General features: G+C 33.2%; 20 protein-coding genes. 14 read left to right on the forward strand and 6 right to left on the reverse strand.

Annotated features, from left to right (window positions below):
• Positions 1-2: 2 nt before the first annotated feature.
• Positions 3-803, reverse strand: coding sequence for a polysaccharide biosynthesis/export family protein (locus tag HM981_RS07505; protein ID WP_179338082.1), 801 nt, complete (start codon positions 801-803; stop codon positions 3-5).
• Between the two features lie 102 nt (positions 804-905).
• Here HM981_RS07505 and HM981_RS07510 point away from each other — a divergent pair, with 102 nt between their 5' ends.
• The 11 genes from HM981_RS07510 to HM981_RS07560 all read left to right on the forward strand — a co-directional run bounded on the left by HM981_RS07510 (position 906) and on the right by HM981_RS07560 (position 11,970).
• Entirely contained in the window at positions 906-2,768 is a 1,863-nt protein-coding gene (locus HM981_RS07510) for an ABC-F family ATP-binding cassette domain-containing protein (RefSeq protein WP_179338084.1), read from the forward strand.
• An 80-nt stretch (positions 2,769-2,848) separates the two neighbouring features.
• The gene (locus HM981_RS07515; RefSeq protein WP_179338086.1) at positions 2,849-3,619 is read left to right on the forward strand and encodes a class I SAM-dependent methyltransferase; all 771 of its coding nucleotides are present in this window, start codon (positions 2,849-2,851) and stop codon (positions 3,617-3,619) included.
• 111 nt (positions 3,620-3,730) lie between these two features.
• Positions 3,731-4,420 carry an ABC transporter ATP-binding protein gene (locus HM981_RS07520; RefSeq protein ID WP_179338088.1) on the forward strand — a complete coding sequence of 230 codons (690 nt, stop codon included), beginning with the start codon at positions 3,731-3,733 and terminating at the stop codon, positions 4,418-4,420.
• Between the two features lie 106 nt (positions 4,421-4,526).
• On the forward strand, positions 4,527-4,787 hold the full coding sequence (locus tag HM981_RS07525) for a hypothetical protein (protein ID WP_179338090.1): 261 nt from the start codon (positions 4,527-4,529) through the stop codon (positions 4,785-4,787).
• 136 nt (positions 4,788-4,923) lie between these two features.
• A complete protein-coding gene (locus HM981_RS07530; protein WP_179338092.1) occupies positions 4,924-5,499 on the forward strand; it encodes a cob(I)yrinic acid a,c-diamide adenosyltransferase in 576 nt (191 codons plus the stop codon).
• A gap of 275 nt (positions 5,500-5,774) precedes the next feature.
• Positions 5,775-5,996 (forward strand): DUF2795 domain-containing protein, encoded by a 222-nt coding sequence (locus tag HM981_RS07535; RefSeq protein WP_008272287.1) that lies wholly within the window; start codon positions 5,775-5,777, stop codon positions 5,994-5,996.
• A gap of 223 nt (positions 5,997-6,219) precedes the next feature.
• Positions 6,220-9,573 carry a preprotein translocase subunit SecA gene (secA, locus tag HM981_RS07540; RefSeq protein ID WP_179338094.1) on the forward strand — a complete coding sequence of 1,118 codons (3,354 nt, stop codon included), beginning with the start codon at positions 6,220-6,222 and terminating at the stop codon, positions 9,571-9,573.
• Positions 9,574-9,799: 226 nt separating this feature from the next.
• Positions 9,800-10,480: a hypothetical protein gene (locus HM981_RS07545; RefSeq protein WP_179338096.1), complete on the forward strand. Its 681-nt coding sequence runs from the start codon at positions 9,800-9,802 to the stop codon at positions 10,478-10,480.
• A gap of 66 nt (positions 10,481-10,546) precedes the next feature.
• Positions 10,547-10,852, forward strand: a complete 306-nt coding sequence (locus tag HM981_RS07550) for a hypothetical protein (protein WP_179338098.1) — start codon at positions 10,547-10,549, stop codon at positions 10,850-10,852.
• Between the two features lie 3 nt (positions 10,853-10,855).
• Positions 10,856-11,428: a hypothetical protein gene (locus HM981_RS07555; protein WP_179338100.1), complete on the forward strand. Its 573-nt coding sequence runs from the start codon at positions 10,856-10,858 to the stop codon at positions 11,426-11,428.
• Positions 11,429-11,556: 128 nt separating this feature from the next.
• On the forward strand, positions 11,557-11,970 hold the full coding sequence (locus tag HM981_RS07560; RefSeq protein ID WP_179338102.1) for a hypothetical protein: 414 nt from the start codon (positions 11,557-11,559) through the stop codon (positions 11,968-11,970).
• Here HM981_RS07560 and HM981_RS07565 read toward each other — a convergent pair whose 3' ends face one another.
• The gene (locus tag HM981_RS07565) at positions 11,971-12,900 is read right to left on the reverse strand and encodes a lipid A deacylase LpxR family protein (protein WP_246286179.1); all 930 of its coding nucleotides are present in this window, start codon (positions 12,898-12,900) and stop codon (positions 11,971-11,973) included.
• A 141-nt stretch (positions 12,901-13,041) separates the two neighbouring features.
• Between HM981_RS07565 and HM981_RS07570 the strand changes: the two genes are divergently transcribed.
• Positions 13,042-14,322: an APC family permease gene (locus HM981_RS07570; RefSeq protein ID WP_179338105.1), complete on the forward strand. Its 1,281-nt coding sequence runs from the start codon at positions 13,042-13,044 to the stop codon at positions 14,320-14,322.
• Between the two features lie 2 nt (positions 14,323-14,324).
• On the opposite strand, the gene HM981_RS07575 is transcribed toward HM981_RS07570, so the two are convergent.
• From HM981_RS07575 to HM981_RS07590, 4 genes are all read right to left on the reverse strand, one after another.
• The gene (locus HM981_RS07575) at positions 14,325-15,011 is read right to left on the reverse strand and encodes a peptidoglycan DD-metalloendopeptidase family protein (protein WP_179338107.1); all 687 of its coding nucleotides are present in this window, start codon (positions 15,009-15,011) and stop codon (positions 14,325-14,327) included.
• A 135-nt stretch (positions 15,012-15,146) separates the two neighbouring features.
• On the reverse strand, positions 15,147-16,703 hold the full coding sequence (locus tag HM981_RS07580; RefSeq protein WP_179338109.1) for a hypothetical protein: 1,557 nt from the start codon (positions 16,701-16,703) through the stop codon (positions 15,147-15,149).
• Positions 16,704-16,773: 70 nt separating this feature from the next.
• Entirely contained in the window at positions 16,774-17,349 is a 576-nt protein-coding gene (locus HM981_RS07585; protein ID WP_179338111.1) for a hypothetical protein, read from the reverse strand.
• Positions 17,333-17,830: an RNA polymerase sigma factor gene (locus HM981_RS07590; RefSeq protein ID WP_218846335.1), complete on the reverse strand. Its 498-nt coding sequence runs from the start codon at positions 17,828-17,830 to the stop codon at positions 17,333-17,335. The genes HM981_RS07585 and HM981_RS07590 overlap by 17 nt, the downstream gene beginning before the upstream one ends.
• Before the next feature lie 270 nt (positions 17,831-18,100).
• On the opposite strand from HM981_RS07590, the gene HM981_RS07595 reads away from it, so the two are divergent.
• Together HM981_RS07595 and HM981_RS07600 are read left to right on the forward strand one after the other, a co-directional pair.
• Positions 18,101-18,667: a DUF2911 domain-containing protein gene (locus tag HM981_RS07595; protein ID WP_179338113.1), complete on the forward strand. Its 567-nt coding sequence runs from the start codon at positions 18,101-18,103 to the stop codon at positions 18,665-18,667.
• A 159-nt stretch (positions 18,668-18,826) separates the two neighbouring features.
• Positions 18,827-19,552: a glycosyltransferase gene (locus HM981_RS07600; RefSeq protein ID WP_179338115.1), complete on the forward strand. Its 726-nt coding sequence runs from the start codon at positions 18,827-18,829 to the stop codon at positions 19,550-19,552.
• Position 19,553: the final 1 nt, after the last annotated feature.

A 19,553-nucleotide genomic window follows, 5' to 3' on the forward strand; every position in this document is an offset into this window, starting at 1 on the left:
TTTTATAATCTTGAAAAAAGCAAGATTCCTGTAGTAAGTAAAGAAAGAATTGAGGCTATAGTAGCAATACCAGAAATTGCTGTTGTACCTGTACCTATAGATTTCTGCACCAATGGCTTAACGTAAATAATATCATTAGGCTGAATATAATAATACGGAGAATTCATGACCTTAATATCCGTTAAATCCAAATGGTGAATTTTTTGACCTTGTGGATATTGTCTGATAATTAAAACATCCTTTTTATCACCCGTAATTGGTATCTCACCAACATTAGCAATAGCTTCAAAAATATTAACACGTTCTGTAAATAACACATTACTACCAGGACTTCCTACCTCACCATTTGCGGTATAACGTAATCCGGCTAGTTTCACTGTAACAAATATGTTTGCTGTTTCTTTAAATTGTTCTTTTAGTAATTTCTCTTCAATTAACTTTTCAATTTCTTCTGTTGTAAATCCTAAAACATTGATATAACCTAGTGTAGGAATTCTTACATTACCATGTAAATCGACAGTAAACCCATCAAAATAAGCACGTTCAGCACTACCTGCATTTAAATTACCTTCACCTGCAGGATTTAAAATTGATACCGTTTCCTGGTCTAATGCCTTTACTCTAATATTGAGAATATCATTAATTTGAATTCTGTATGGTTTCTGAACCTCATTGAGATTATTAGGTATAGAATCATATGTTGAATTCTCTTTGATTTGCAGATAAACTGTGTCTTTATGAGGGATACAAGAGGACACAACAATACAACTCAACAAAATGATTAAAAGCTTTATACGCTTCATATTTATAATGGATCTTTTGAGACAAATATAATGTATCAACACTAATATCAAAACTAATACTATTCTTTTTGGTTTATTTCCGTTCTTTGTAAAAAAAACACTTTGAATTATCTCAACGTAGAAAACATATCAAAATCATTTGGAGAGCTTGTACTCTTCAAAGATTTATCTTTCAGTATCCATAAAGATCAGAAGATTGCTTTTGTAGCCAAAAATGGAAGTGGCAAGACATCTATCCTAAATATTCTAGCAGGAAAAGATACTCCAGATGATGGTCAAATTGTGATAAGAAATGGACTTCGATTAGCATTTTTAGATCAAGAACCTAATTTAGATCCAGATCTAACTCTCGAAGAAACTATTTTCGCATCAGACATTCCTGTATTGAAAATTATTGAAGCCTACGAAAAAGCCTTAAAAAATCCCGAAGATGCAGATGCGTACCAAAAAGCTTTTGAAGGCATGGATCGCTATAATGCTTGGGAGTTTGAAACGCAATACCAACAAACCTTGTCTCAACTAAAATTAGACGACCTTTCTTTAAAGATAAAAACGCTCTCTGGAGGTCAGAAAAAACGTTTAGCACTAGCACAAGCTCTACTGAGTAAACCAGATATCTTAATTTTAGATGAACCTACCAATCACCTCGATTTAGAAATGATTGAATGGTTAGAGGAATATTTTGCAAAAACACAGCAAACCCTTTTCATGGTTACACACGATAGATATTTCCTAGAACGTGTTTGTAATGAAATTATAGAATTAGATCATGGCGAACTCCATACGTATAAAGGTAATTATTCTTATTATTTAGAAAAGAAGGAAGCCAGAATAGAAAACCAAGCCACAGAAGTTGGCAAAGCTAAACAATTGTTTAAAAAGGAACTCGATTGGATGCGTCGCCAACCCAAAGCGCGTACTACGAAATCTAAAAGCAGAATTGACGATTTTTCTGAAATAAAGTCCAAAGCGCACCAACGTCGTAATGACCATAAAATCGAATTAGACATCAACATGGAACGTCTTGGGAGTAAAATCATAGAGTTTCATAACGTATCTAAAGCATTTAAAGATAAAACGATTCTAGACGGCTTTGAGTACACCTTTAAAAAAGGGGAGCGTATTGGTATTATTGGAAAAAATGGAACAGGAAAATCGACGTTCCTAAATCTTTTAACACAAACAGCACAGCCAGATAGTGGTAAAGTTGTTCTTGGTGAAACGGTTAAAATAGGGTATTACACGCAAGGAGGAATTAAAGCAAAGCCTAATCAAAAAGTTATTGATGTTATTAAAGAATTTGGAGATTACATTCCATTAGCCAAAGGACGACAAATTAGCGCGCAGCAATTACTAGAAAAGTTTTTATTTAGCAGAAAAAAACAATGGGATTTTGTTGAAAAACTGAGTGGAGGCGAGCAAAAGCGATTGTATTTGTGTACTGTTTTAATTCAAAACCCAAATGTTTTAATTTTAGATGAACCTACCAACGACTTAGATATTGTAACGCTTAATGTACTCGAAGAATTCTTAATGGATTTCCCTGGAGTGCTTTTAGTAGTCTCTCACGACCGTTACTTCATGGACAAAATTGTAGATCATATGTTTGTCTTTAGAGGTCAAGGTGTAGTCGATGATTTCCCTGGTAATTATTCAGATTTTAGAGCTTACGACGCGAGTAAAACGAAAGAAATTGCTCCTGTAGAAAAAGTAGATACTACAAAAGCTGAAAAACAAAACGAAGCCAACAAGTTAGATTACAACGAACAAAAGGAATACAAGAATCTAACCTCTAAAATACGATCTCTAGAACTTGACAAAGTTGCCATGGAAGAAAAATTTACAAACCCTGATTTATCACAAGATCAAATTGCAAAACTTTCAGAAAAATTACAAGTGATAATAGATACTATTGAAGAAAAAGAAATGCGTTGGTTTGAATTGGCTGAGAAGATGGAAAATTAAAAACCGTAATACATGGTGTGAGTATAGTAAGTCCTTACAACTATTGAATTGCGAAACTTTAAAACTTTGAAACTAATAAAGTGTACCCAATAATAGCCTACATAAAATTCTTAACTCAGGCCTCTAACCAACATGGAGTCCACTCCCCTTTTGTCTATAATTTTGTAACCAAATGCCTGTATGACAAGACTGCTTATGAAGCTTACAACAAACTTAATCACTATAAAAAAGAGTTATTAAGCTCAGATACCATTTTACAAATCACAGATTTAGGTGAAGGCTCCAAAACTTTAGATGCTAACCAACGAAGCGTTGGTAAAATGGTTAAAACCTCTAGTAGTTCTAAAAAAGATACACAACTTTTATACAGACTGTCAAAATACTTCAAATTTAAAAACAGTTTAGAATTAGGTACATCTTTAGGTATGGGAACTTATGCGCTTTCTCTAGCTAATTCATCAAATAAAATCACAACGATTGAAGGCTGTCCTAATACGTCGGCATTTGCAAAATCAAAACTAGAAAACAAAGAAGTAAAGAACATTGAATTTAAAACTGGTCATTTCTCAGATACGATTTCATTATTAAAAGACGACAAATTTGATTTCATTTTTTTCGATGGTCATCATAACAAAACCGCAACCATCCAATATTTTGAAGCCTTATTACCTAAGATTCACAATGAAACCATTTTTGTATTCGATGATATATATTGGTCTAAAGGCATGACTGAAGCTTGGGAGTACATCAAAAATCACAAGTCCGTAACGGTAACTGTAGATGGCTTTAATTTAGGCTTCGTATTTTTCAGAAGAGAACAAGCAAAAGAACATTTTAAAATTAGAATGTAACAAAGGCTTAACTTTAGCGTCTTATTTAATGAACTGATTTTTAAATAGAACTCAATTATGCTTTTTTAATTTATCTTGCAAAAGATATAAGCACACAAACACTTTTAAACTATGAGCGGCAACGTCATTGAGATTAGAAATATCATTAGAGATTTTAAATTAGGACAAGAAATTGTTCATGTTTTAAAAGGCATCGATTTAGACATTAAGCGTGGCGAATATGTTGCCATAATGGGACCTTCTGGATCTGGTAAATCTACTTTAATGAATTTACTAGGCTGTTTAGACACACCAACAGCTGGGTCTTATAATCTTAACGGAAATGATGTTAGCCAAATGTCTGACGACGATCTTGCCGAAATTAGAAATAAAGAAATAGGTTTTGTTTTTCAAACGTTTAATCTTTTACCAAGAACAACGGCATTAGATAATGTTGCGTTACCAATGATTTATGCTGGTGCCAATAAAAAAGATCGTAATATGCGCGCTACAGAAGTTTTAACTGATGTTGGACTTGCAGATAGAATGGACCATAAACCCAATCAACTTTCTGGTGGACAAAGACAACGTGTGGCTGTTGGTCGTGCTTTAGTAAACAAACCTTCTATTATCTTAGCAGATGAGCCTACAGGGAATCTAGATTCTAAAACAGGAACCGAAATTATGGCGCTTTTCGATGAAATCCATAAATCAGGAAATACAGTTATTATGGTAACTCACGAAGAAGATATTGCTGCACATGCCAAACGTGTTATTCGTTTACGCGATGGTGTTATTGAAAGTGATACGTTTAATGATTAAAAAATCGTATTATATAATAGGATTTTTTAATCTCATCTTTTCTATTCTTTTATATATAATAAAGCAAGACTTCAATCTTTTATTTGTAATAAACATAGGATATCACATGATGTATTGGTTCATAGGCTATGTACCGAGATATCAACTGAAATTTATAGGAACTAAAAACCCAATTTACAACCTTGCTTTTCATGCTATTCGATTCTTTTCAATTGCAATTTCAGTAATTGGTATAATATTTATAATGTTCACAATTTACAATTCAATTAATTCTAATGAATTAGTTATGTTATTTTCAATGTTACAACCCGCTGGTATATTTCTTGGTGGATTATCGTTGTTTTTTTATTTGAAAGAATTAAAATAATCCCATATTTTACAATCTCACAATAACGAATATTTTTTTTACAATCAAGCTCAACTTTGGTACTTTACGTCTTTTTGTTTATCAACTTTTAACTCATAACGTTTAACTTTCAATTCATAACTCTTAACTTTGAAACATGAAAGTATACACAAAAACAGGAGACAAAGGAACAACCGCACTTTTCGGTGGTACACGTGTTCCTAAGCATCATATAAGAATAGAAAGTTACGGAACTATAGACGAGCTTAACTCTCATATTGGACTCATTAGAGATCAAGAAATTGATCAATTATATAAAAACACGTTGATGGACATTCAAGATCGGTTATTTACCGTCGGCGCCATTTTAGCTACAGATCCCGAAAAAGCACAATTAAAAAACGGAAAAGCACGTCTTAATATTCCAAAGATTTCAAACGAAGATATTGAGAAATTAGAAAAAGCAATGGATCTTATGGAAGATAGCCTTCCACCAATGACGCACTTTGTATTGCCTGGAGGTCACACAACCGTGTCATTCTGTCACATTGCACGCACAGTTTGCCGTAGAGCAGAGCGTTTGGCGTCGCACCTTAATGAGTTAGAACCATTCCAACCCGAAACTCTAATGTATATCAATAGACTATCTGACTACCTTTTTGTATTGGCACGGAAGTTGTCACATGATTTGCAAGCTGATGAGATTAAGTGGATTCCTAATAAAGAATCATAAGTTAAATTCATTCGAATTAACAAACACTTAGCTTTAAAAGCTCAGGATTAAAATCGCAAAAATTTAACCCGAAATAAAAGTTGAAGATTATACGTTCTTTTTATTAATGATTAAACATTTATAAGTGAAATTTGATTGATTCAAACCAACTAAATATAAATGTTCAGCGAGACCGATAAATTAATTTATATAATTACAAGCTAATTAATTTGATTTTTTCTTGGATTGTTCAACTAAAAAATTATTTTTGCAAAAATTAAATTACACACGCAATTATGTATTGGACATTAGAATTAGCATCTTATTTAAGTGATGCGCCTTGGCCAGCAACCAAAGATGAGCTTATTGACTACGCAATTAGAACAGGAGCACCATTAGAAGTTGTTGAAAATTTACAAGCAATTGAAGACGAAGGAGATTCTTACGACTCTATTGAAGAAATTTGGCCAGATTATCCAACTGACGAAGATTATCTCTGGAATGAGGATGAATACTAACATATAAAATTATCACAAAAAAGTCTCTTGCGTTTTTAAACCTAAGAGACTTTTTTTATTTTCGGATACATTTTTAGCGGTCCCCTTCGAAGGGACTTTAGGTGTGTTTTTATGTGAGCTAATCAATTATTAATAACACAAAATTGTAAATAGCAATTAAACTAACTAACTGAAATTAACAAAAAAAGATTGACCAAAATCAATCTGTTACAAACATACAAATATGACATTTTTAGATAAAGTACTTAAAGTTTTTGTTGGAGATAAATCCAAACAAGACGTTGGAAGTATTAAACCTATTGTTGAAAAAATAAAAACGTTTGAGAAAGCTCTTGAAGCATTATCTCATGACGAGCTTAGAGCAAAAACGGCTGAGTTTAAAGCAAAAATTGCTGAAGCTAGATTACCGCTTCAAACTAAAAAAGAAGATCTTTTAGCTAAAGCGCAAGTAACAGAAGATATTGACGAACGTGAAGACATGTATCTTGAAGTCGATAAAATAGACGACCAGATCTACGAAGTTACTGAAGGTGTCTTAAATGATATTCTACCTGAAGCGTTTGCTGTGGTTAAAGAAACGGCAAAACGTTTTGTACACAACACACAAATTCCGGTAACAGCAAATGCTTTTGACCGTGAAATTTCTGGTGATAATGATTATGTAACTCTAGATGGAGATCAAGCTGTTTGGTCAAATTCTTGGGATGCTGCAGGTAAACCTATTACTTGGGACATGATTCATTATGATGTGCAACTGATTGGTGGTATCGCTATGCACCAAGGTAAAATTGCAGAAATGCAAACTGGTGAAGGTAAAACGTTGGTAGCAACGCTTCCTGTGTATTTAAATGCATTGGCAGGTAAAGGTGTTCACTTAGTAACAGTAAATGATTACTTAGCAAAACGAGATAGTGCTTGGATGGCACCAATTTTTCAGTTTCACGGTATGAGTATCGATTGTATCGATTACCACACACCAAACTCTGATGCACGTCGTAAAGCCTATAACGCAGATATTACATACGGAACAAATAACGAGTTCGGTTTTGATTACTTACGTGATAACATGGCACATTCGCCAGACGATTTAGTACAACGTCCACATCACTATGCAATTGTAGATGAGGTCGATTCTGTATTAGTAGATGATGCACGTACACCATTAATTATTTCTGGCCCTGTACCAAGAGGAGACGAGCACGAATTTGATGCTTTAAAACCAAAGGTTAATGCCATTGAAGAAGTACAACGTAAATATTTAGTTGGTGTTTTAGCCGAAGCAAAAAAGTTAATTGCAGCTGGTGATACTAAAGAAGGTGGTTTTCAATTATTAAGAGCTTACAGAGGTATTCCTAAGAATAAAGCCTTAATTAAGTTTTTATCTGAAGAAGGAGTAAAACAATTACTTCAAAAAACGGAAAATTACTATATGCAAGACAACAATAGAGAGATGCCTAAGGTAGATGAGGAACTCTATTATGTTATTGATGAAAAAAACAATCAGGTTGAATTATCTGACAAAGGTGTTGAGTTTCTTTCAGGTAAAGATGATCCTGATTTCTTCGTCATGCCAGAAATGGGAATTGAAATTGCTAAGATTGAAGATAAAGGTTTATCATCTGAAGAAGAAGCAGACCTTAAAGAAGAATTGTTTAGAGACTTTAATGTAAAGTCAGAACGTATTCATACACTTAACCAATTATTAAAAGCTTACGCCTTATTCGAAAAAGACAATCAGTATGTTGTAATGGACAACAAAGTTATGATTGTAGATGAGCAAACAGGTCGTATTATGGATGGTCGTCGTTATTCTGACGGACTTCACCAAGCGATTGAGGCTAAGGAAAGTGTAAAGATTGAAGCTGCTACGCAAACTTTTGCAACAGTAACCCTTCAGAATTACTTTAGAATGTACCGTAAACTGTCTGGTATGACAGGTACAGCGGTTACAGAAGCTGGCGAACTTTGGGAAATCTACAAATTAGATGTGGTTGAGATTCCAACCAACAGACCAATCGCTAGAGATGATAGAGACGATTTAGTTTACAAAACGAAACGTGAAAAATACAATGCTGTTATCGATGAAGTTACAGCTTTATCTCAAGCAGGACGCCCCGTTTTAATTGGTACTACTAACGTTGAGATTTCAGAACTTTTAGGCAAATTATTAAGTGTTCGTAAAATAGATCATAACGTCTTAAACGCGAAACAACATAAAAAAGAAGCAGATATTGTAGCACAAGCTGGTAATGCTGGTCAAGTAACTATTGCCACCAACATGGCTGGTCGTGGTACCGATATTAAATTAAGTGAAGAAGTAAAAGCAGCAGGTGGTTTAGCCATCGTTGGTACAGAGCGTCATGATTCTCGTCGTGTAGATAGACAGTTACGTGGTAGAGCAGGTCGTCAAGGAGATCCAGGAAGTTCACAATTCTATGTGTCTTTAGAAGATAACTTGATGCGTTTATTTGGTTCTGAGCGTATTGCTAAGATGATGGATAGAATGGGACTTAAAGAAGGTGAAGTGATACAACACGGCATGATTTCTAAGTCTATTGAACGTGCACAGAAAAAAGTTGAAGAGAATAACTTTGGTGTTCGTAAACGTTTATTAGAATATGATGATGTGATGAATGCACAACGTGAAGTAATTTACAAACGTCGTCGTAACGCATTACATGGAGAACGTTTAAGAGTCGATTTAGCCAACATGATTTTTGATACCTCTGAAGGTATTGCAGAAAGTAATAAAAACGCAAACGACTTTAAGAACTTTGAGTTTGAATTGATTCGTTATTTCTCAATGGCATCACCTATTTCTGAAGCAGAATTCGGAAAAAAGAATCCAACAGAAATTGCAGGAATCATTTACAAAGCGGCCTTTAAGCATTACCGCGAAAAAATGCAACGTGCTGCAGATTTAGCATTTCCTATTATTGAAAATGTTTATGATACACAACGTGATAAATTTAAGCGTATCGTAGTACCTTTTTCAGATGGTGTTAAGAATTTACAAGTTGTAACCGACTTAGAAAAAGCTTACGAAACTAAAGGAACGCAGTTAATTAATGATTTTGAAAAAAACATTACATTAGCCATTGTAGATGATGCTTGGAAAGTACATTTACGTAAAATGGACGAATTAAAACAATCTGTTCAGTTAGCGGTTCATGAACAAAAAGACCCGTTGTTAATTTATAAGTTTGAGTCTTTTGAGCTGTTTAAAGCTATGATTGACCAAGTGAATAAAGATGTAATTTCATTCTTATTTAAAGGTGAAATTCCACAAGAAACAGCAGATACCATTCAAGAAGCAAAACAACGTAAGCAAGAAAAATTAGAAACTCAAAAAGATGAGATTCAAAATTTAGATGAGCGTTCTTCTCAAAGTAGACAAGCTGGTGAAGGTGCATCACGCCAACAACAAGTGGTTGAAACTATTGTTAGAGACCAACCAAAAATTGGACGTAATGATAAAGTGACGATTAAACACGTAATGAGCGGAGAAGCTAAAGACGTAAAATATAAACAAGCTCTTCCTTTAATTGCAAAAGGAGAATGGGTACTTGTTGAATAATACAAACTCTTGCGAAAGCAGAAACCTCTTTTATAAATTCTAAAAATCCTGATGTAACCATCGGGATTTTTTATGTTATATGCCTAACGTCACTTCCAGTATTCTGATTTTTTTTGTTGGAATGTATCAAGAAACTAGGAAAAACATCACGTATAATAATCATAGATTCTCAAATCCCTAAATTTCATCAGATTTTAGTAACTTTAAAAACATTAAACACCAATTCATGAAACACCTCATCACAGCGTTTATTTTTACAGGATTATTAGTATCATGTAATTCAACAGATAAAACAAAAACAACATCAGAGGATTCCACCAAAATGGATACCGAAGTAAAAACGACTTCAACGGAGAGCAACACACCATTAAAACCTATTGATACAGATGAAGCACTAATCACCACTGCATTGATGGCAGCTCCTGAAGCAAGTAGAGCAGGATGTAAAGTGATTGGCTATAATATGGCAGGTGAATTTGTGACCTTAAAAGAAGGAGATAATGAATTTATTGTGCTTGCAGATGACCCTAATAAAAACGGATTTAGTGCTGCATGCTACCATAAAGACCTAGATCCTTTTATGGCAAGAGGAAGAGCCTTAAAAGCAGAAGGAAAGAAACATCAAGAAATTTTTGACATCCGAGAAGAAGAAATGAAAGCAGGTAAATTAAAAATCACCTCAGGTGCAACATTACATATCTACTCTGGACCAAAAACAGACTACGATCCCGAAACATCAAAAGTAAAAGAAGCAAAACTACGATATGTAGTCTATATGCCTTGGGCAACATCTGAATCTACAGGTTTACCAGAATCTCCTGCAGCCTCAAATCATCCTTGGATTATGAACCCTGGCACACATAGAGCACATATTATGATTTCGCCATTGTCAGATGAAAAGAAATAGAATTAAATATTTCTAAGGAATTTTATCTGTATATACACTAAAAGAAAAAGCCTACAGAAACAAAACATGAATTTAAAAGAACAATTTAAGGAAGAATTCAATATTGATTTTCCAATAAAAGGAGGAGATGGTCTTTCTATTGAAAACCCAATAATTATTGAAAGAACCGAAATGAACGATTATGTCGAAGTTGAATATGTTTACTTAAAATATTATGCAATTTATAAAAATATAATCTGGCAACAAGTTGAACAAAATCTTTTAAGTCATAAGGATAAAAAAATAGATAGATTTAAAATGCTTATTCCTTTAGAGGATAAAGCCGAGTTTATAACGTTCTATTTCGATATTACGGAATGCTTAAAGTGTTAACCAATGTCATTCATAAAATCTATACATCTTATGTTGATATACATAGCCGCAATACTATTAACCGTAAGTCTCACGAGCTGTAAAAAACAGAAAGAAGAAACCCTTATCAACTCCACAGAACAAAACCAAATAACTTGCACTAAAAAACAATGCCAAGGCACATATGTTGGCAAAGAATTTATAAAAGGTGAAGATATCGCACACCAATTTTCTAACCAAATGTCTGCAGCAGTTGGCGACCAATTAAAAGCACTTTATACATCTGGCAACTACGCTAAAGTAGATTTTACAAAAATAAAAATGACTACTGAAGGTATGGGGTCAGGAAACGTAACTTATAGTCTATCTATTCCTTTTATAACTGTTAAAGCAAAGTGCGAGGCTTACACGTCTTTTGACCATGTTGGTGGTTGGAATCACACTCCTGCTCTATCACAACGTAAAGCTCAACTGAAAAATGTGTTGTTACCAAATCATCAATTAGACATTAGCACTTTAAAATCTACAGCAGAAGGTTTACAAGAATATTGGATTCAGTGGAAAAACAAAAACATTCAGGCTGCTTGTGAGGAATAAGTATTTTTGCTATAATAGTTCTCTTTACAATTCCTATAAATAATCAAAATTAACGGAATTGACCACAGCACACATCCAAACCAAAAACACCTAATCAAACTTATTTTTTATTTTAGTACCTTAAACACATGAAAAACGTATTAGCAACGATCGTAGGTTTTGTTATAGCATCTCTAACGGTTTATATTTTTGAATCGCTTATTGGACAAAATCTATTTCCTTTACCTGAAGGAGCAAATCCTATGGATATGGAATGGTTAAAAACCAACATGAATCAAATACCAATAGGATCTAAACTATTTGTTGTTCTTGCTCATTTCTTTGGAATTGTAACTGGTATGTTTGTCGCTGCTAAAATTTCTAAAAAAAGCATGATACCAACCTATATTGTTGGTGCACTAATGCTTGCCGCTACCTTTTTTAATATTATAATGTTACCAAAAGAATTATGGTTTACGCTTACTGATGGTATATTGGTTATTATAGGTTTCTTATTAGGACGTCAATTAGCATCAAAACAGATTAAAGTTTCTGATATCTAATTAAAATGTAAACCCAATCCGAATACCTCCCCATTTTGCAGCAGAACCTGATTTAAATTCTTTGGTGATAGCAGATCTGGTATATTCAAAATAAAGTGTTTTGGTTTTTACAACGACACCATAATTGTATTGTGTTGTAAAACGTTCTATTCCTCGCGATGCAATTGTATAAGGACTTTTATCGTTAAACAATCCTCCTTGCAAAGTCGCATCATAACCTATAACACTTAAAATAGGTTGTGCATAAACGTAAATTTGAAACTTCCTTTTATTTTGTAGAGAAGAGAATGCCGAATTAAAAAGTCCTAACCGACCATTAAAACCTATAGAAGCATTTGTAAATAAGGTTCCTAACTGCAATGTTGTTTGTGCTTGCAAGTCAAAAGTATTATTCAAATTAAAAAGTTGTTTTTCAAAATCGATTCTATAATTAAATACCACATCATTTTTAATCTGATTATCCCAACCTCCTGGAATTTTATTTCCTGTAACTTCATGAATACCAACTTGCATTTCCTTTCCAAATGCTCCAGATCCAATTAATCCCAGACTCAGTATTTGTGATATTCTTGTTTTACGGCTAAAGTTGGTTGCTATGGTAAAACTCTTTAACATAATCGCAGAAGAAAAAGGCCGATCACCATATTGTATAGCTTCACTCACATAATCGTTTGGAGTATAACCAATATGCTCTATAGCCAATCCGTATTTTGTAGTCGACTCTTTTGGTTTAAAAAAAACGTAATTAACAGGATTCTTTTCTAAACTTGGCAAAACCAATTCAAAACTATAACCTTGCGTATAGTTCTCATCTGTAGCAGCGAAATAATCATTATCATAATGAAACCTAAAATAACTCTCCTTTTCTATATTCCGAAATGACGCTGTATTATCTATTTTTTGAGCAAATAACACACCTGAAATCGACATAAAAAAAGCAACATATATACATCTAATTCTCATAATCATACTTACGAAAATTCATATGAAGTGGTTTTTAACTATTAACTCAAAAATTGTATTTTTAATGACTGAGACCAAAATTCATTAAAAACTGAGAGACACATTAAAATGGCCGACAAAATAAGTTTAAAAGAAGCGATTTCCATAGGTATTGGAGGCATGGTTGGAGGCGGAATTTTTGCTGTATTGGGTTTGGCTGTTTCCATTGCCCAAGGCGGAACACCTCTTGCGTTTTTATTTGCTGGTATTTTGGCTTTAATTACATCTTATAGTTATGTGAAATTGTCTCAAAAATATCCTGATCGCGGTGGAACCGTGAAATTTATTAACCAAGGTTTTGGAATTTCAATATTTAGTGGAGCTATTAATAATTTGCTTTGGGTAAGTTATATCATTATGCTCTCTTTATACGCCTCTGCTTTTGGATCTTACGCTCCTAATTTGTTTGAAATTACACAGAACAAAACGGTAGATTTTCATATTTATGCCACTACTATTATCATCTTAGCAACAGCTATTAATTATTATAGCATTGCTATTGTTGGTAAAATAGAATCTTATGCGGTAATTATAAAACTCATTATTCTTATAGGATTTATTGGTATTGGTGCTTACGGACTTATTGGAAACCCAAATGTGTCTCAATTGGCACTTTCTAATTGGGAATCTCCGGTACAATTATTTGCTGCAGGTATGGTCATTTTTGTAGCTTATGAAGGTTTTGAACTCATTGCCAATGCTGCTCCAGATATTGAAAATCCTGAAAAAAATATTCCGCGTGCTTATTATTACTCCGTGATTTTTGTAATTATCCTTTATATTGTAATTGCTTTTGTTACTGTTGGCTCATTACCTTTTGATACCATTGCCACCGCAGAAGATTATGTTTTGGCCGAAGCTGCTAAGCCAATGCTTGGTAAAATAGGATTTACTATTATTACTATTGCAGCTTTAATTTCAACATTTTCTGCGATAAATGCCTCCTTATATGGAGGCAGTCGTGTGAATTTTGAAATTGCTGAAGATGATGAACTGCCACATCATTTTACCTCTAAACTCTGGAATCAGCCGATAGGTCTACTCGTCACAGCTTTAGCAACATTAGTTTTAGTAAATGTTTTAGATTTAGAAAGTATCTCTACAGCAGGGAGTGTTGGTTTTATACTCATATTTGGCATTGTTAACTTTGTTGGTATTAAATGCGCAAAAGACACTGGAAGCAATAAAATAATTCCGATACTTGGTGTTGTATTATGTGTTTTGGCTTTGGTGATTTTAATTAACCAACAGCTTAAATCTAACCTCACAGGAGTCCTCGTATCTATGGCAATTATTAGTTTATGTTTTATTGCAGAATGGATTTATAAGTCTACCGAAAAGAACCACTAAGTTTAGTAGAGTTTCAAGAGTAAATTAGGATCTGGACAGTTTTGTTTATAAAATTCTAAATCTATGCTATTAGAGACACCAGGATAGTCACCTAAATAAACTTGCATATCTTTTATGATTTGAAAATGTAAATGTGGAGGATAATCGCCATTCACCTCAGCGGTTCCTAATGTCGCTATTTGTTGTCCTTGCTTTACTTCTACTCCTACTTTTAAATTTTCTAAAGACGCTAAACTTAAATGACCATAAAGCGTGTAAAACTCAAATCCCTGAATATTATGTTTTATAATTATCGTTGGTCCATAATCTCCATAATTCTTGTTGTTTTTAAAACTTTGAATTAGTCCTGATAAGGGAGCAAAAATTGGTGTATTGGCTTCAATCCATAAATCTAATCCGAGATGGATATTGCGTTCTGTTTCTAAATTCTGTTGGTTAAAATAATCACTGCGTTGGTAAATACCACGTTTTTCTAGGTAACCTCCAAAAGCGACTTTAGCATTATTAGTGTTTATATGGTTCCAGATGAATTGCTCTAAATTTGGAGAAGACGAGACATTTACAGCCTGTAATTTAGTGTTATGAATTGATAAATCAATAGGAATAAAATCTAGAGATTTTATCCTTGCATCAAACAACGAATTCACTTGAAGTGATTTTAAAAAGACCTCGACATTGGAAATAGACATAAAACAAAATTTCCATAAAAATACGAATCTATTTTATGGAAAACGGAGAGAAAAAATAAAGAGAAGGCTTTATAATAAATTCAAATTAAGAGTTATAATTTTAGTTTGAACTCAACCTAACATTACAATACCATCTTAATTAATAATCACATTACTAAACTTAGCATTTACCATAATATTACGATTAGAACTTTGTCCTTCAGGATAATTACGAATCGTTTTCTGTGTAGTTACTTTATTGTTATACTTGGAGCGATTACCTTTAAAATAAAGCGTGTAATCTATATTTTTTGGTAAATTAATAAGGGCATCGCTATTTTCTAAAACCAAATTCAGGTTTTTAAAAGATTCAGGAAGGTTAGAAATCGTAAGGTCTCCAAAACTACCATCAATAATCCCTGTGTCTGTTAAGTTTTCAATATTAATATTAGACGATTTAGAATTGAGTACTAAATTCTTAGCCGTTTTTATTTGGGCTTTGTCTACAAAATTAAGATTAAGCGTCCCAACATCCCAAGTGTTTATAACCACAGGAGAATAAGACACATTAATGGAAGTCTCGCTTCCATTAATGTGTTCTGCTACTAAAAATGAGTGTGATATATCTCCTTTTGCATTATGTAATGCTGAGACAATCTTTAACTCTCCATGTCTTACATTCATTTTAAGTTTTGCCTTTTTAGGGATTTTAATTTTAATCACTTTTCTGACTTTATTATTACCATTAGACTCTGAGTAAGTAGATAACCTAGACTCTTTTCTATTTTGTAATAAAGCTTCTCGTTCTTCAAGTGCTTGTCTTCGTTCTTCTCGCTTTTTAAGTAACATGTCATTACGCTCTTCTTTTCGTTCTGCTAATGCCTCTACTCTTTTCTCCATAGCTTCTGCGCGGTATTCTATCACTTTAGCTTTACTTTCCATCTCTTTGCTAAACCGTTCTCCCCAATCTTCCATCTTTTTAGACCAATCTTCACCAAACTTCTCACCTAAATCTTCTCCCCATTTCTCCATGTCTTTTGCCCATTTGCCATCAAAACGTTTGCCATATTCTTTGCCCCATTTTTCTATTTTTTCTTGGTAACCAGAATCTGCAAATTTCCGAGCCCATTCTTCCATTCGTTTTTGAAATTCTTTACCACCTTTCTTTTCGTACTTTTTACTCCATTCGGTTAAATACGTTTCACCTTCTTCTTGGTATCTATCATAATCAAAATCAATAGTGGTTACACCTTTTGGTAACTCAGGTAATTCTGGCATAATTGGCATTGCTGGCAATTGTGGCATACCAGGCATCATAGGCAATTCTGGCATTGTTGGCATTTCGGGTAAATCTGCCAAATTAAATTCTAAATTTTGCAATACCGTTGTGTAATCTCCTATATTTAAAAATCCTACACTTCGTCCTCCTTCGGACGAAATAATAACTTTATCGTTAGAACCTATGACATTAAGATTCCAGACGTTTAAGGCTTGTTTTAATTCGTCTTCAGATAATTTTTGGCCTTCTATATAAGCTTCAACTTCTACAACATCTTTATTCCATGTGTCTATTTCAATTTCTACATAGCTAGTATTTAATTCTACAACAACATCTTTACTCACTTTAATAGATTGTGATGTTTTACTCATTTTTTTCTGTGCATAACCCATTGTGGTTATAAGGCACAACACTAAAATTCTAATTTTGTTCATGATTTTTTGATTTTTAGAAATACCCTGTCTAGCGGAGTAAAATCTGTTCGTTTTTTGATTGATTGATTGATTACATCTGTTCTTGTTCTAATGAATAGTCACTAAATTCTTGAAGCTTTTCTTTAAGACGCATCACGAGATTGAGCCTAAATTTTAGATTATCGATTAAGGCATTAAGCGTGTCTTCATTAGGTCCATTATCGTTTAATTCTATCGTTAATTTATTATATTCTTCATTTAATTCTTTTAGTCTAAGCACGTAACCATCAAACAATTCTTTATTCTCAATTGTTAACTGTACTTTAGATAATTCTAAATTGATACTTGCTAAATAATAGTCCTCAACCTTTTTAAGATCTGGCGAAACATCGCCTAACGTTTTTAAATCCTTCTGAGTATCCACTACTTTAATAGGTTCCACTTGATTTACTGGCGACTGAAAAAACTGAAATGCTCCATAACTCAATCCTAATAATACAATGACACTTGCTGCGATATTTAACAAACGAAATCGCTGTGTTCTGTTTTGTTTTTTAGGAAATTCTTTTTCCAGTTTTTGAAGAAAACGTGCCTCATGGTCATGAGACATTTTTGTATTTTGATCTTTCGGGTCTTCTTCAAACAAATGTCTAAGATCTTGTGCCATTCTTCTCTAATTTTAATTCGGTTTTCAATTTTTGTTTGCCTCTTGATAGCTGTGTTCGTGATGCCACTTCAGAAATATTTAAAATCTCTGAAATTTCCTGATGATCATAACCTTCTATTAAATATAGCATGACCACATATTTATACTTTTCGGGAAGCAAATCTATAGCCATTTTCACATCTGTAATAGTAATGATATCGTCTATTAGCCAATCGTCATCGTTATCCTTATCTACAACATTAAGATGGTGTTCTTCTAATTCTACTATGCGTTGGCGCTTCGCTTTTAAAACATCAATACATTTGTTAATTACAATACGTTTTAACCACGCTCCAAAACTGACTTCAGCTTTATATTGTTCTAATTTTGAAAACGCTTTTATAAATGCTTCTTGAACAATATCTTCAGCTTCCATCGTGTCTTTTACAAAACGAAATGCAACTGTAAGCATGCCATTGCAATATTGATTGTACAATTGCATTTGCGCTTGCCTATCGTTTTGCTTGCATTTTTCAACAATATGAATTTGAAACGTGCTGATTTTGATTTTGTTTTTTTGATTGGTTACATCTTAAAGACGACACAAAATTGGAAGTGTTGCAAAATTTGAATAAAAACTTTCAAATGATAAGAAATACTTAAAATTCAACGTTTGATATCTATAAAGTTAGTGATTTGAATTATCTTTAAATCTTGAATGCATAAGTTTGCAATTAATTCTTTAACCTAAAATATTTTAAGCTTAACAATTATGTTAAAACGCCTTCTTATTATCTTAACCATATTAGCCTTAGGCTTACTTTTATATTCTGTATTTGTAGAAAATATTTTTTCACCACGTTTAAGTCCCAAAGATTCGGCAGAAATTGCACTCAACGATTTAAAAATTAAAGTAGAATACAACAGACCTTCTAAACGAGATCGTGACGTTTTTGGTGCACTTGTACCATTTGATAAAGTATGGAGAACAGGTGCCAATGAAGCTACAACTTTTGAAACTAACCAAACATTAATTATCGATGGTTTAGAATTGCCAAAAGGAAAATATACGATTTGGACAGTACCAATGAAAGATTCTTGGAAAGTGATGTTTAACTCAAAACAATATGATTGGGGAGTTAACGAAAAAATGGAAGCCATGTGGGATCCTAATTACGATGCAATAGAACTAAAAGTTCCTGCTCAAAAATTAGACGAAACTGTTGAAAAATTCACTATTGCTTTTGATAATAAAACAGGAAACTTAAAATTAACCATGGCTTGGGATAATATCTTTATTGAAGTACCAATAGAAATCATTACTCCAGCAAACTCATAACCCTTAGTTTTATTTTTTCAATTTTAATAAATGAAATAAGCTGAACTAAGTATTGGCATCAGTGTTCGCACGCCTAAAAATGGATTCGACGAAATAAAATCATTAATCTTTAGGTCTCACAAAAAAACGATATTTTTGTACCGATTAAGTAATAAGTGCATGACATATCAATTTACAATCATAGTTCCCGTTTATAATGAAGAGGAAAATTTAGAACGTGTAGAAACAGAACTTTCTAGCTATATTAAAATAGCTAAAGTTGCTACTTCTATTCTTTTTGTTAATGATGGTTCTAGTGATAAGAGTCAAACGTTAATTGAAGACATTTGCAAGCGCAACACGGCTTTCCAGTTTATTTCTTTTAAGGAAAATCGAGGTTTAAGTGCTGCTATAAAAGCTGGTTTTGACTACGTAGATACAGAATTGGTTGGCTATATTGATTCTGACTTACAAACAGCTCCTGAAGATTTTAATATCCTTTTAGACCATATTGGTTCTTATGAATTAGTTACAGGAGTACGCTCTAATAGAAAAGATTCTTTTGTAAAAAATATGTCTTCTAAAATTGCCAATGGCATAAGACGTGCTTTTACACACGATGGCATGGATGATACCGGTTGTCCGCTTAAAGTCATTAAAACAGAATACGCTAAACGCATCCCAATGTTTAGAGGATTACACCGTTTTTTACCAGCAATGATTATGCTTCAAAACGGACGTGTAACACAAATTACAGTTCAGCATTTTCCTAGAATGGCTGGTACTGCAAAATTTGGAGTATGGAATAGACTTTTGGGACCATTAATGGACTGTTTTGCCTATTTATGGATGAAGAAGAAGTACATTAATTACGACGTAGCAAAAACGAGTAAAGACATCCTATAAT

This window comes from Winogradskyella ludwigii (assembly GCF_013403985.1).
GTDB classification, from domain to species: domain Bacteria; phylum Bacteroidota; class Bacteroidia; order Flavobacteriales; family Flavobacteriaceae; genus Winogradskyella; species Winogradskyella ludwigii.